At 69.8% G+C, this 13,552-nt stretch carries 12 protein-coding genes; 8 read left to right on the top strand and 4 right to left on the bottom strand.

The window, feature by feature from the left end:
* The first annotated feature begins 233 nt into the window (after window positions 1-233).
* Entirely contained in the window at window positions 234-1,544 is a 1,311-nt protein-coding gene (locus J3S89_RS21890) for a DUF3422 family protein (RefSeq protein ID WP_217931518.1), read from the top strand.
* A gap of 111 nt (window positions 1,545-1,655) precedes the next feature.
* Here J3S89_RS21890 and J3S89_RS21885 read toward each other — a convergent pair whose 3' ends face one another.
* Window positions 1,656-2,054 carry a c-type cytochrome gene (locus tag J3S89_RS21885; RefSeq protein WP_217931515.1) on the bottom strand — a complete coding sequence of 133 codons (399 nt, stop codon included), beginning with the start codon at window positions 2,052-2,054 and terminating at the stop codon, window positions 1,656-1,658.
* Window positions 2,055-2,446: 392 nt separating this feature from the next.
* On the opposite strand from J3S89_RS21885, the gene J3S89_RS21880 reads away from it, so the two are divergent.
* A complete protein-coding gene (locus J3S89_RS21880; RefSeq protein ID WP_217931513.1) occupies window positions 2,447-3,214 on the top strand; it encodes a DUF2189 domain-containing protein in 768 nt (255 codons plus the stop codon).
* A 90-nt stretch (window positions 3,215-3,304) separates the two neighbouring features.
* Here the strand turns inward: J3S89_RS21880 and J3S89_RS21875 are convergent, their stop codons facing one another.
* Window positions 3,305-4,048, bottom strand: coding sequence for a L,D-transpeptidase (locus J3S89_RS21875; protein WP_217931511.1), 744 nt, complete (start codon window positions 4,046-4,048; stop codon window positions 3,305-3,307).
* 290 nt (window positions 4,049-4,338) lie between these two features.
* Between J3S89_RS21875 and J3S89_RS21870 the strand changes: the two genes are divergently transcribed.
* From J3S89_RS21870 to J3S89_RS21860, 3 genes are all read left to right on the top strand, one after another.
* Window positions 4,339-5,046, top strand: a complete 708-nt coding sequence (locus J3S89_RS21870) for a protein phosphatase CheZ (RefSeq protein WP_217931509.1) — start codon at window positions 4,339-4,341, stop codon at window positions 5,044-5,046.
* Between the two features lie 104 nt (window positions 5,047-5,150).
* Window positions 5,151-5,801 (top strand): DNA-3-methyladenine glycosylase I, encoded by a 651-nt coding sequence (locus J3S89_RS21865; RefSeq protein ID WP_217931507.1) that lies wholly within the window; start codon window positions 5,151-5,153, stop codon window positions 5,799-5,801.
* 232 nt (window positions 5,802-6,033) lie between these two features.
* Window positions 6,034-6,837 (top strand): dienelactone hydrolase family protein, encoded by an 804-nt coding sequence (locus J3S89_RS21860; protein WP_217931505.1) that lies wholly within the window; start codon window positions 6,034-6,036, stop codon window positions 6,835-6,837.
* Here the strand turns inward: J3S89_RS21860 and J3S89_RS21855 are convergent, their stop codons facing one another.
* Window positions 6,838-8,328 carry a glycosyltransferase family 39 protein gene (locus J3S89_RS21855; protein WP_217931503.1) on the bottom strand — a complete coding sequence of 497 codons (1,491 nt, stop codon included), beginning with the start codon at window positions 8,326-8,328 and terminating at the stop codon, window positions 6,838-6,840.
* 4 nt (window positions 8,329-8,332) lie between these two features.
* Window positions 8,333-9,457: a glycosyltransferase gene (locus J3S89_RS21850; RefSeq protein WP_217931501.1), complete on the bottom strand. Its 1,125-nt coding sequence runs from the start codon at window positions 9,455-9,457 to the stop codon at window positions 8,333-8,335.
* A gap of 305 nt (window positions 9,458-9,762) precedes the next feature.
* On the opposite strand from J3S89_RS21850, the gene hisS reads away from it, so the two are divergent.
* The 3 genes from hisS to hisG are packed head-to-tail and all read left to right on the top strand — an operon-like array spanning window position 9,763 to window position 13,544.
* Window positions 9,763-11,244, top strand: a complete 1,482-nt coding sequence (hisS, locus tag J3S89_RS21845) for a histidine--tRNA ligase (protein WP_217931499.1) — start codon at window positions 9,763-9,765, stop codon at window positions 11,242-11,244.
* Between the two features lie 18 nt (window positions 11,245-11,262).
* The gene (locus tag J3S89_RS21840) at window positions 11,263-12,576 is read left to right on the top strand and encodes an ATP phosphoribosyltransferase regulatory subunit (protein WP_230489018.1); all 1,314 of its coding nucleotides are present in this window, start codon (window positions 11,263-11,265) and stop codon (window positions 12,574-12,576) included.
* Entirely contained in the window at window positions 12,573-13,544 is a 972-nt protein-coding gene (hisG, locus tag J3S89_RS21835) for an ATP phosphoribosyltransferase (RefSeq protein WP_217931496.1), read from the top strand. Before J3S89_RS21840 ends, hisG begins: the two co-directional genes overlap by 4 nt.
* Window positions 13,545-13,552: the final 8 nt, after the last annotated feature.

Here is a 13,552-nt window from a genome sequence, read left to right as displayed (position 1 = left end):
GGGCGAAGGGCACGGGTCAATGGGGGTGGTCAAATAAATTGACCACGCTCTCGGCCGGCGATGGAAGACCGGCGACCGCGCTGTCGCGTCGCGGCATCGGCCGTGGCGAGCGAGGGCGCCCTCGGCTATGGGTCGGGCGAGGGACCGGGGCCGGCGATCGGCCGAGGGCGGTTGCGCGCGAGGCGCCGAGACCGCAAGGTCGGCCGGGCGACGCGAGGGAGGAGAGCGCGGACATGACGACGGACGAAGGCGGAACCGGCACGCGCGGTTTCACACCCCATCCCCTGCGCGCCGAGAGCCTCGGCGAGGTCCATGCCCGCCCGTTCCGCTCCGCGACGACCCCGCGTGTCTTTCTCGCCTATGCCTTCGCCGTCGACCGCGACGGCGTCGAGGCCGACCGCGCCTTTCTGGAGCGCTTCTGCCGGGCGCGCGGCGAGCCGGGGCCGGGGCCGGAGACGCGCCACCACGTCGTGCCCTGTGGCGGCGGCTCGCTCAAATGGGAGCGCCATTCCGAATTCGTCGGCTACACCTGGGACGGCTTGGCCGAGGATCCCGACCACCCCTTCGCCCTCCTGCCGTCGAACCATCCCTTCGGCACCGAATTCGTCCAGCCCGGCCCGATGCTGGTGGCGATCCGCCTCGATCTCCTGCCCGACCGCGGCGCCCTGCAGAGCGACGTCGAGCGCTTCGATCCGGCGAGCCTCTGCGTCGCCGAGGCCTATGGCGGCGCCGGCCTCGCGCTCACCGATTTCCGTCAGGACGGCGACGGCCGCACCCGCATCCTGGTGCGCGATCGCAGTCTCAATCCGCAACAGGCCGGCGCGCTGATCCAGCGCCTGATCGAGATCGAGACCTATCGCACCCTCGCCATGCTCGGCCTGCCGGTGGCGCAAGGGGTGGCGCCGGAGGTCCGCCGCGTCGAGCGCGCCCTCGCCGAGATCACCGCCGAGATCCGCTCGACGACCGGCCTCGCCGCCAATCGCGGCCTGCTCGAGCGCCTGTCGGGGCTCACCGCCGATCTCGAGGCCCATGCCGCCGACCGCTCCTATCGCTTCGGCGCCACCCGCGCCTACGATCAGATCGTCAAGGACCTGCTCGCCGCGCTGCACGAGCATCACGTCCCCGGCTACGGCACCTGGACCAACTTCCTCTCCCGCCGCTCCGATCCGGCGATGCGCACCGTCGTCTCGATTCAGGACCGGATGAACGACCTGTCGCGCAAACTGACCCGTGCCGCGCAACTGCTGCGGACCCGGGTCGACGTCGATCTCGAACAGCAGAACCGCGACCTGCTCGAGAGCATGAACACCCGCGCCCGCCGCCAGCTCCTCCTGCAACAGACCGTCGAGGGCCTGTCGGTGGCGGCGGTCAGCTACTACGTCGTCGGCCTCCTCGGCTACGTCTTCAAGGCGCTGAAGGAGGCGCGCCTCCTGCCGCTCGACCCCGGCCTCGCCACCGGCCTCGCCGTGCCGGTGGTGCTCGCCTGCGTCTTCTGGCTGGTCCGCTCGATCCGCAAGGCCCACGCTCCCGACGGGGAGCATTGAGCCGCGAGGCGCGAGACCTCCCGAAACGAAGAAAGCCCCGGTTTTCCGGGGCTTTCTCGGGTCGCGCGATCGGCGCGTCGCGGTCGCCCGCGCCGGCCGGACCAGAGACGATCACTTCTTGGAGCCGTCCGCCTTGAACGAGGTGATGTAGGCGATCACGTTCTCGCGGTCGGTGGCCTCCGGGAGGCCGGCGAAGGCCATCTTGGTGCCGGGGTTGTAGGCCTTCGGGTTGGTCAGATACTTGTCGAGCTCGGCCGCGTTCCAGGTGCCGCCCTTCTCGCCCATCGCCTTCAGGTCGGTGCCGTAGCCCTTGAAGTCCTCGATCGAACCCTGCTTGCGGCCGTCGATGCCGTTCAGCTCGGGGCCGACGCGGTTCTTGGCGCCTTCGCCGATCATGTGGCAGGCCTTGCACTTGGCGAAGACCTTCTCGCCGGCGGCGGCGTCGGCGGCGAAGGAAGAGCCGGTCGCGGCGACGAGACCGAGGGCGGCGAGGAGGACGACTTTCTTCATGTTGAATTCTCCGCTGGGCGTGAGCATCGAGTGAACCGAGACCGTGTCTAAACGACCGCGCCGCACAGTCCTACCCGGAAATTGGACCAAATCCAGACCGGCCCTGTCGCTAGGTGACCGACTTTGGTCGACCACCCCCGCCGGGGCATCGCGATCCCGGTCGAAATCTCACGAAATTTCGATCGGAAGTCGATGTTTCCCGCTCTCCACCGCCGGAAATCGCGACTTCTCGGGGGGTGCATGTAGGAAAATACGCAGGCGCAAAAATTGAATCGGTTGAATTTCCGCAATTCTGTGGCACTCTGTCGCAGAAGACACGAGAGCCTGCGCCCACGCTCGGCGCGGCCCGGATCGGGAGGTGAGGAATGGACGTCGTGGCCGCATCCGCATCGATGAGACAATCCGTCGCCGACCCCGAGGTCCGCGCGATCACCGTCGACGACATCTCCGCCGCCCTCACCGACGGCCTGCGCGACTTCAAGGCCGCGCCGACCTTCGGCCTCCTGGTCGGCCTCGTCTACGCGCTCGGCGGCAACCTCCTGTTCTGGGTCGCCGCCTCCTTCGATCTGGTCTTCCTCGCCTATCCCCTGGCGGCCGGCTTCGCGCTGATCGCGCCCTTCGCCGCCGTCGGGATCTACGAGGTCAGCCGCCGCATCGAGAAGGGCGAGAGCCTGTCGCTGGTCGAGCTGGTCGGCGCGGTGCCGCCCCATGCCCGCCGCGAACTCTCCTACATGGCGCTGGTGACACTCTTCGGCATGATCGTCTGGATCTATGCCGCCGGCTTCACCTATGCGCTCTTCTTCGGCATTCGCCCGCTGCCGGCCGACGACATCGTCTCGATGATCGTCTCGACCCCGCGCGGCGTGTTCTTCCTGGTGACCGGCAATCTGCTCGGCGCCGTCCTGGCGACCTCGATCTTCTCGGTCAGCGTCGTCGCCTATCCGATGTTGCTCGACCGCGACGTCGACTTCGTCACCGCGATGATCGCCTCGATCCGCGCGGTTCTGGCGAACCCGCTGGTGATGATCGGCTGGGGCATCTTCATCGCCACCATGCTGCTGATCGCGCTGATCCCGATGTTCCTCGGTCTCGTCGTGATCCTGCCCTGGCTCGGCCACGCCACCTGGCATCTCTATCGCCGCGCCGTCGTTCCCGCCTGACCCGCCGGACGACGCGACGCGGAAAGAAGCCCTCGGAAGGCGCTCCTTCCGAGGGCTTTTCGCGTCGGGATCGGGGAGGGGGACGCGGGCTCACATCACCACGACCTTGGTGCCCACCGGCACCCGGCCGTAGAGATCGGTCACGTCCTCGTTGCGCATGCGGATGCAGCCCGAAGAGACCGCCTGACCGATGGTCCAAGGCTCGTTGGAGCCGTGGATGCGATATTCGGTGGAGCCGAGATAGAGCGCGCGGGCGCCGAGCGGATTGTCGGGGCCGCCGTCCATGTGGCGCGGCAGGTCCGGCTTGCGCTTCAGCATCGCCGCCGGCGGCGTCCAGCCCGGCCATTCCGCCTTTCGGGTGACGGTGTGGGTGCCGGCCCACTGGAAACCCGGACGGCCGACGCCGACGCCGTAACGCCGCGCCTTGCCGCCCGGCTCGACCAGATAGAGATGACGCTGAGTGGTGTCGACGACGATCGTCCCCGGCGCGTAGCGGCCGGCGTAGTCGACCTCGGTCGGCAGGAAACGGGGGTCGATGTCGTGCGCCGGGCGGCGCGCCTCCTCCGGCGCGACGGCGGCCGAGCGCACCGCCTGCGGTCCGTAGCGGCTCGGCCGCGCCGCGAGATCGGCCCGTCCCGGCGCCATCACGACCGGGCCGGTCACGTCGCGATAGGCGACCGGGCGGCTTCTCAGCTGGTTGAGCCAGGGCTCGGCCAGATTGGGCGACAGGAGCACCGGCGGGCGGTCGACGTAACGGTCGCGGGCGGTGGCGGAGCCGGCCCACGCGGTGGCGAACGAAGCCGCGACGGCGGCGAGGACGGTCGTGCGGATCATGGGGCACACTCGGTCGAAGACGGAACGAGGAGGCGCCGGACACGAGGCCGGCGCGACACTCGGTTCATCCTGCGGCAGGCACGCCACCGAATGGTGAACGGAAATCCGCGCGCTTCGATCTTTCCGGGAAAGATTTCGTCATGGTTACCGAAGGGTTTCCCGCCGCCGCGCGTCGGCGGTCCCGTGCCGAGTGTGTCCGCGGGATACGTTTCTCGGCAAACCTTTCCTTAACGGCGCGGGGCGATCATGGGCGCACCGAATCGAGTGGCGAGAGGACGGGGCGTTCATCCATGGTTGCGAGAAAGGTCTTCCGCATCGAGGCGCTCAATGCCACGACGGGTTCGTCGGCAGCCGATGGGCGCGAGGAGGATCGTCATCGCGAGCTTCTCGCCGAGATCCGCGCCCTGCGTTCCCTCGTCCAGCCGACCCAGGAACTGAGCGAGAAGGCCTTCGAGCAACTGCGGCGCGATCAGGCCGAGGCGCAGCAGATCAAGGCCGAGATGGATCTGATCTACGAGGCGATCAACCGCACCAAGCGCGAGATCGCCACGCTCCACGTCTCCGGCTGCAACGGGCAGGAACTCTCGCGCGTCTCCAACGAACTCGACGCGGTGGTGCTCGGCACCGAGAACGCGACCGAGACCATCCTCTCCGCCGCCGAGGCCATCGACGAGCGCGCCGCCACCCTCTCCGCCAAGCTGAAGGGCAGCGACCAGGGTCTCGCCAACGACATCCAGGAACACACCGTCCAGATCTTCGAGGCCTGCAATTTCCAGGACCTGACGGGTCAGCGCGTCACCAAGGTGGTCTCCACCCTGCGCTTCGTCGAGGAACGCATCATCAAGATGATGGAGATCTGGGGCGGCGTCGACAAGTTCAAGGAGATCGAGATCGAACTCGAGCACCGGCTCGGCGATCAGGCCCTCCTCAACGGCCCGGCCCTGGAAAACGACACCGGCATCGCCTCTCAGGACGACATCGACGCGCTCTTCGCGTGACGCCGGCCGGCGCCGACGGGCCTTCCGAACGACGGGCGCATCGACGCCCGTTTTCATTTTGTTCCGGTTCGACTAGTCTGCCCCGACTGTTCGGAGGCGACGACATGAACGACGAGACGGATCCCTCTTACGAAGGCCTGCGCACCGGCCCCGACGGGCGCGATCGCTGCTGGTGGTCGGGCGACGACGATCTCTATCGCCGCTACCACGACGAGGAATGGGGCCGCCCGGTCGCCGACGACCGCCGCCTCTTCGAGAAGATCTGCCTCGAGGGCTTCCAGTCCGGCCTGTCGTGGATCACCATTCTGAGGAAGCGCGAGAATTTCCGCCGTGCCTTCGCCGGTTTCGATCCGGAGGCGATCGTCCGTTTCGGCGAGGCCGACGTCGCCCGTCTCCTCGCCGATGCCGGGATCGTGCGCCACCGCGGCAAGATCGAGGCGGTCTTGAACAACGCCCGCCGCTGTCTCGATCTGCTCGAGCGCGAGAGCTCCCTCGCCGCCTTCGTCTGGCGCCACGAGCCCGACCCGGCGACGCGGCCCGCGCGCCTCACCAAGGCGGCGGCCTGCGCGATGAGCAAGACGAGCGAATCGATCGCCCTCTCCAAGACCCTGCGCCGGCTCGGCTGGGCCTTCGTCGGCCCCACCACCTGCTACGCCTTCATGCAGTCGATGGGGGTCGTGAACGACCACCTCGAGGGGTGTGCCGTCCGCGCCGAGGTCGAGGCCGAGCGCGCCGCCTTCGTGCGGCCCCGCTGAGCCCCCCGCGCCCTCTTCCTTCTCCCGCGAGGGGAGAAGGGGAGTGGCCCGGCGCCACGCCTCGTCGTCTCACGCGCCCGTCGTGGTGCGAACGCTCGCCCTGGTGCCGCGCCGTCCGTCTTTGTCATCGCCGCAATCGCGCGCCATAGTGCCGGTCGAGGCACGCGACCGGACGAATCGGCCGTGCCCTTCGCCAGCAATCTCGTGCCCGCCGCCCCGCCCGGACCCGCCGATGACCGACAGCCCTCGCCTCGACCGCCGCCGTCTCCTTCTCCTCGCCGGCGGTGCCGCCTCGGCCCTCGCGGCCCCCGCGCTCGCCCAGGAGACCGACGCCGCCGATCCGCGTCTGATCGTCGAGACGGTGACGTTCCAGGTGCGCAAACAGGTCTACAAGGGCCGGATGATCCGCCTGCGCGCCGGCGGCCGTCGCCCCGGCGTCCTGCTGATCCACGACCAGCGCGGCCCCGACGCCTTCTATCGCGGCTTCGCCCGCCGTCTCGCCCTCGACGGCTTCATCGTCATGCTGCCGGACCTCCTCTCGCCGCGGGGCGTCTCGCCCGAAAACCGCGAGGAGGCGCAGAGCGTGCTCTCCCATCTGTCGCCCGCCGAGGCGCTGCTGGCGCTGGAGGCGGCGGCCGATCTCCTGTTGAAGCACGGCGAATGTTCCGGATCGATCGCGGCGCTGGGCTTTTCCTGGGGCGGAACCTTCGCGCTCCAGTTCGCCATGGCGGGCAACCGGGTCAAGGCGGCGGTCGCCTATTACGCCCTGCCGCCGTCGCCCGAGCGCATCGTCGAGATCAAGGTGCCGGTGCTGTTCCACTGGTCGGAGGACGACCCCCATACCGCGCCGGTGGTCGACGTCATGGAGAAGCGCCTGATCGGTGCCGGCAAGACCTTCGAGGCCTATGTCTATCCCGACACGCGCAGCGGCTTCGCCTCCGAGCCCGAAGGCCGGCGCTACGACGCCAAGGCGGCCGATCGCGCCTATGAGCGCACCGCCTTCTTCCTGCGGCGCCTTCTGGTCGGCGGGGCCTGATCAGGTCCCCGGACAGCCGCGCCGCCCGGCGAGGAGTGTCACCGGGTGGTCCTCGATCACGTGCCCGCCGGCCGAGCGGGCGAGCGTGCCGAGTGGCGTCACGGTCGCATAGGCCTCGCGGACGGCGAGGAGCGAATCCCGCCCGGCCCGATCGACGAAGAGGAGCGGCGCGCAGACCTTCGCGGGGTCGAGCACCGGCAGGCCGATGTAGCGCTCGCGCTCGTCGAAGGGCGCGACCCGCTCGGCGCCGAGCTGCGCCGCCAGTTGCGAGGCGAGCGTGTAGTTGGGCCCGCCGAAGCGCGTCGCCCCGACCTTCGCGGCGAGCGCCTCGAGATCGCGGCCGAACGCCGGCCAGCCCTTCATCTGCGCGGTCGGATCGCGGTTCGCCGGCAGCACCACCAGTGGCACCAGAACGTGGAGATAGACGAGCCCCGTCAGCGCGAAGCCGACCGGCGCGACCCAGCCGCGCAGCCGCCGCGCGAACCCGGCGAAGCGATCCGCCCGCCCCTCGACGACCGTCGCCCCGGCGGCGGCGAGCCAGGCGAGGCTCGGATAGAGCGGCGCCGGCCAATTGCCCTCGACCCCGCCGTGCAGCGAATGGAAGAGGAGATAGGCGAGGAAGGGCACGCCGGTCAGGATCGGCAACAACGCGGCAGCGTCGGCGCGGCCGAGCGCCCGGCGTAGGCCGAGCAAGACGAAGGGCACCATCGGCACGCCGATCAAGAGGATCTGCACGCCGATCAGCTCGGCCAGTTTCTCCGGCCGCCACTCGTGCGGCACCGTGCGGCCGAACTGCTTGAGGAAGGAGACCCAGTCGTGCTGGGCGTTCCAGAGGATCACCGGCGCGAACAGACCGGCGGCGATCACCGCGCCCACCCACAGCTGCCACGCGCCGAACCAGCGCCGCGTCTCGCGGGTGGAGAGGAGCCACAGGCCGATGCCGAGACCGAGGAACAGCACCGAATATTTGGAGAAGAGCCCGAGCCCGGCGGCGGCGCCGACCACCAGCCACCAGCGCGGATCGCGCCGCGCCGTCAGCTCGGCGAGCGCCCAGATGCTCGCCCCCCAGAAGAACACCGAAGGCCCGTCCGGCGTCATCAGGATCGAGCCGGCACCGATCAGCACCATCGCGTTGAGCCAGACGACGGCGCTGGTCGCCACCGCGCGCCCCTCGAACAGCGCCACCGTCCGCCACAAGAGGAGCGACCCGAGCGCTGTCATGATCGGCGCGAAGAGGCGAACCCCGAGCGAGCCCTCGCCGGCGATCGCCCGCCCCGCCGCGATCAGCCAGGCGACCATCGGCGCGTGGTCGAGATAGCCGAAGGCGAGATGGAGCGACCACAGCCGGTAATAGGTCTCGTCGTCGACGAGGCCGGTCGCGGCCGCGACCGAGAGCCGGAGCACGGTGAGCCCGACGATCAGCGCCACCAGCCCGCCCGGCGGCGAGCCGCTGGCGGGCCGCGTGGGCACGAAGGCCGGGCGGTCCGTCATCGGCTCACTTGCGCCAAGTGAGGGCGGCGGAGACGGTGTAGTTGAACACCGCGCTCAGCACCGCGCCGGCGAAGCCCGCGACCCAGGGGCCGGTCTCCACCGTCTCGAAGAGGCCCGTGGCGACGCCCATGTTGGCGATCGTGCCGAGCGAGCACACCAGATAGAAGGTGAGGAGGCCCCAGACGAAGCGCAGGCCGGTGAGCCGGCGATCGCGATAGGTCAGCTGGTTGTTGAGGATGAAGTTCCAGGTCATCGCCACGACCGTGGCGGCGAGTTCGCCCCAGAAGAAGGTGGTGGCGAAGACGTGCAGCGCCACCTTCAAGGCCGCCAGATGGACGATGATGCCGGAGGCGCCGACCGAGAGGAACATCAGGAAGCGCACCGGCACCAGACCGCCGGAGAGCTTGGAGAAGAGGAGGCCGAGATATTCGGCGGTCACCAGACTGTCGAGCTTGGACTCGCCCGCCTGCCGCTCGCGGAAGGTGAACGGGATCTCCACCGTCTTCAGCCGCTCCGGCGAGGAGGCGACGATGTCGAGCAGGATCTTGAACCCCTCGCGCGACAGTTTCGACGCGATCGCCTCGACCTTGTCGCGGCGGATCATGAAGAAGCCGCTCATCGGATCGGAGAGCTCGATCTTGAGGAAGCGACGGGCGAGCGAGGTCGCCGTCTCGCTGCCCCACTGGCGCACCGACGAGAGGCCCTGGCCGGACGAGCCGCCGTCGACGTAGCGGCTGCCGACCACCAGTTCGGCGCCGTCGCGGATCGCCGCGAACATCTGCGGCAGGATCGTCTCGTCGTGCTGGAGATCGGCGTCCATGACCGCGACCACCGGCGCCGCCGAGGACAGCATCCCCTCGATACAGGCGCCCGCCAGCCCGCGCCGGCCGACCCGGCGCAGACAGCGCACGCGCGGATCGCGGGCGGAGATCGCCTTGGCGACGCGGGCGGTGCCGTCGGGGCTGTCGTCGTCGACGAAGATCACCTCCCAGGCGATCCCGGCGAGCGCGGCGTCGAGCAATTCGACCAGCCGCGGCACATTGGCGGCTTCCTTGAACGTGGGGACGACGACGGACAATTCGGGGGACTGTGCGGGACGCGCGACGGCGTCCGGACGGACGGGATCCATGAAGGCGGAGCCTCTCGATGCTCGGCACGAAACCAATCGGTGCGCGCGGGAGCGAAAGATCTCGTCCCGCAAGTGCGAATGACGGCGCACCGTGGCGGAATTGTGGGGCCGGCGCAACCGCGTGACGGTCGAAATCCACTCCCGTGGCGGGCGACGCGCCGTCGCGGCCGGTCTCGCGGCTTGTCCGCCTGCCCGATCCGGTCTAGGAACCACTCGCCCGCGCGACGTTTCGCGGGTTTTCGTGTTTGCCGCGCGTTTCTCGCGCGCGAGCACCAGGGTCGAATGCATCGGAAGGACGGATCGCCATGGCGACGGATCAGAAACTGAAGGCGCGCCTGCCGCGCGGCCTCGCCGATCGCGGTCCCGCCGATGTGGCCGCTACCGAGACCATGCTGGCGAAGATCCGCGCGGTCTACGAGCTCTACGGCTTCGAGGCGGTCGAGACGCCCTTGATGGAATATACCGACGCGCTCGGCAAGTTCCTGCCCGATCAGGATCGTCCCAACGAGGGCGTCTTCTCGCTCCAGGACGACGACGAGCAGTGGATGAGCCTGCGCTACGATCTGACCGCGCCGCTCGCCCGCTTCGCCGCCGAGAACTGGACCAGGATCCCCAAGCCCTATCGCAGCTACCGCGTCGGCTGGGTCTTCCGCAACGAGAAGCCCGGCCCCGGCCGTTTCCGCCAGTTCATGCAGTTCGACGCCGATACCGTGGGTGCGGCGAGTGTCGCGGCCGATGCCGAGATCTGCATGATGATGGCCGACGCCATGGAGGCGGTCGGCCTGAAGCGCGGCCAATACGTCGTCAAGGTCAACAACCGTAAGGTCCTCGACGGCGTCATGGAGGCGATCGGGCTTTCGGGCGACGAGCACGCCGCCAAGCGCCTGACGGTGCTGCGCGCCATCGACAAGCTCGACAAGATCGGCCCCGAGGGTGTGCGTGACCTGCTCGGCGCCGGGCGCCTCGATCAGAGCGGCGACTTCACCAAGGGCGCCGGTCTCGAGGCGGCCGCGATCGACACGGTCCTCGCCTTCACCGCCGCGCGCGGTGAGACCGGGGCCGCGACCATCGCCAATCTCGGCGCGCTCGTCGGCGCGACCGTGAAGGGGGCCGAGGGCGTCGCCGAACTCGCCGAGATCGCGACCCTCGTCGAGGCCTCCGGCTACGGCGATCGCGTCCTGATCGACCCCTCGGTCGTGCGCGGCCTCGAATACTACACCGGCCCGGTCTACGAGGCCGAACTGACCTTCGAGGTGCCCAACGAGGACGGCCAGATCGTCCGCTTCGGCTCGGTCGGCGGCGGCGGCCGCTACGACGGTCTCGTCTCGCGCTTCCTCTCCGAACCGGCGCCGGCGACCGGCTTCTCGATCGGCGTGTCGCGGCTGATGTCGGCGCTGAAGGCGATCTCGAGCCCGATCCTCTCGGGCACCGAGGCGCTCGGCCCGGTCGTGGTCCTCGTCATGGACAAGGACCGCGCCGGTGACTACCTCGCGCTGACCAAGCGGTTGCGTGACGCCGGCATCCGCGCCGAGATGTATCTCGGCTCGTCCGGCATGAAGGCGCAGATGAAATACGCCGACCGCCGCAAGGCGCCTTGCGTGATCATCCAGGGCTCCAACGAGCGCGAGGCCGGCGTCGTCCAGATCAAGGATCTGGTCGCCGGCGCCGAGGCCGCCAAGTCGATCGAATCGAACGCCGAGTGGAAGGCCGCCCGTCCGGCCCAGGTCGAGGTGAAGGTCGAGGACCTCGTCGAGACCGTTCGCGGCATTCTCGCCAGCCAAGCCTGAGACCTCGGGAGACCCCCCATGGCGACGCGCCCCCCCTCCGGCTTCACGCCGTCCGGCCGCCCCTATCAGCCCGGCGGCAAGTTCCCGCATGCGGAGAAGATGGCGGCGATGCTGGCCGAGGCGGGCATCGAGACGCCCGAACAACTCGGCGAGGCGCTCGCCGTCCTCGACGGCGGCGACGAGCTCTCCGCCTTCGACCCGACCGCCGAGCTGGTCGCGCTGTTCCAGCGCGAGGCCGAGGCCGAGATGGTCGAGCCGCCGATTCTGCTGCCGGCCGATCTCTTCCTCGACACCGCCGGCGAGGACATTCGCCGCCGCCTGTTCCTGACCATGGACGCCGACGGCCGCGAGATGTGTCTGCGTCCCGACTTCACCATTCCGATCTGCCGGCATTATCTCGAGACCGGCGCGCCCGGCCGCGAGGCGGCGCTCGGCTATTTCGGCCCGGTCTTCCGCCAGCGGGTCGACGAGCCGAGCGAGTTTCTCCAGGCCGGCATCGAGATCTTCGGCAACGACGATCGCGCCGCGGCGGACGCCGACGTGCTGGCGCTCGCCTATCAGTCGGCGACGTTGTTCGCGGTCGACGAACCGATCGTCAAGATCGGCGACGAGGGCCTGTTCCTGGCGCTGCTCGACGGGCTCGGCCTCGCCGCCCCCTTGCGCCGGCGCCTGCGCGGCCTCTTCGGCACGCCCGACCGGCTCGGCGCCACCATTCGCCGTCTCGCCGCCGGCGAGGCCGGCTCGGAGGCGATCCGCCACGCCGGCATTCTCGGCGCGCTCGCCGGCTCCAAGCCGGAGGAGGCGCAGAGCCTGGTCGAGGATCTCCTGGGTCTCGCCGGCATCGCCTCGGTCGGGGGCCGCTCCGCCCACGAGATCGCCGAACGCTTCCTCGAACAGGCGGCGATCGCCAGCCAGGGCGGCCTCGCCCCCGAGGCGGCGCGCATCCTGACCCGCTATCTCGCGCTCTCCACCTCGCCGGAACGCGCCGTCGACGCGCTCGACGCCTTCCAGGCCGAGGTCGGCGTCGACATGACCCGGGCGATCGACCTCTTCGCGCGGCGCAACGACGCCTTCCGCGATTGTGGCATCGAGCTGGATCGGCAGATCTTCCACGCCGATTTCGGCCGCAACCTCGACTATTACACCGGCTTCGTCTTCGAGATGCGCGACCCCGACCACGCCGACGGCAAGCCGGTGATCGGCGGCGGACGCTACGACGGCCTGCTCGAGCGGCTCGGCAGCCCGGCGCCGGTCGCCGCCTGCGGCTTCTCGATGTGGCTCGACCGGCTCGGCATCGCCGGCTACGGCCAGGAACTGGGAGAGGGCGCATGACCGCCGATCGCCTGATCATCGCCGTCCCCTCCAAGGGCCGGCTCCAGGAAAACGCCGCCGCCTTCTTCCAGCGCGCCGGTCTGCCGGTGCTCCAGCCCGGCGGCGAGCGCAACTATCGCGGCCGTCTCGGCGGCATCGACGACGTCGAGATCGCCTTCCTCTCGGCCTCCGAGATCACCCGGGAACTGGCCGCCGGCAACGTCCACATGGGCGTCACCGGCCTCGATCTGGTCCATGAGAACATCGCCGACTGGGCCTCGAAGGTGCATCTGGTGACGGAACTCGGCTTCGGCTTCGCCGACGTCGTCGTCGCCGTGCCCCAGGCCTGGATCGACGTCTCGACCATGGCCGACCTCGGCGATGTCGCCGCCGAGTTCCGCGCCCGCCACGGCCATCAACTGCGCATCGCCACCAAATATCTGAACACCACCCGCCGCTTCTTCGCCGAGCACGGCATCACCGACTATCGCAACGTCGAGAGCCTCGGCGCCACCGAGGGGGCGCCCGCCTCCGGCGCGGCCGAGGCGATCGTCGACATCACCACCACCGGCTCGACGTTGAAGGCCAATGCGCTGAAGATCCTCGCCGACGGCGTGATCCTGAAGAGCCAGGCCCATCTGGTCGCCTCGAAGTCGGCCGCCTGGTCCGGCCGCACCCGTGCCCAGGCCCGTACCATCCTCGACCGCGTCGCCTCCGAGGCGCGCGCCCGGCGGACGCGGGAGGTGAAATGCGCGCTGCCCGACGTCGCCGGCGCGGCGGCGCTCGCCGCCCAGTTCGGCGCGACGGTGCCCTTCGGCCTGCCCGAGAAGGGCGGCGCGCTGACCTTCCACGTGCCGGCCAAACAGGTCGCGGCCCTCGCGGACGCGCTGCGTGGGAAGGGCGCGACGGTCGTCACCGTCGCCGAGGTCGATTGGATCTTCGCGCCCGAGAACGAGATGGCCGACGCGCTCGACGCCGCGCTCGGTTGACGCTCGCG

It is taken from the genome of Pinisolibacter aquiterrae (assembly GCF_019160155.1).
In the GTDB taxonomy this organism is placed as follows: Bacteria; Pseudomonadota; Alphaproteobacteria; order Rhizobiales; family Ancalomicrobiaceae; genus Pinisolibacter; species Pinisolibacter aquiterrae.
Note: the sequence above shows the minus strand (reverse complement) of the source record. Positions and strands in the feature narration are given on the sequence as shown.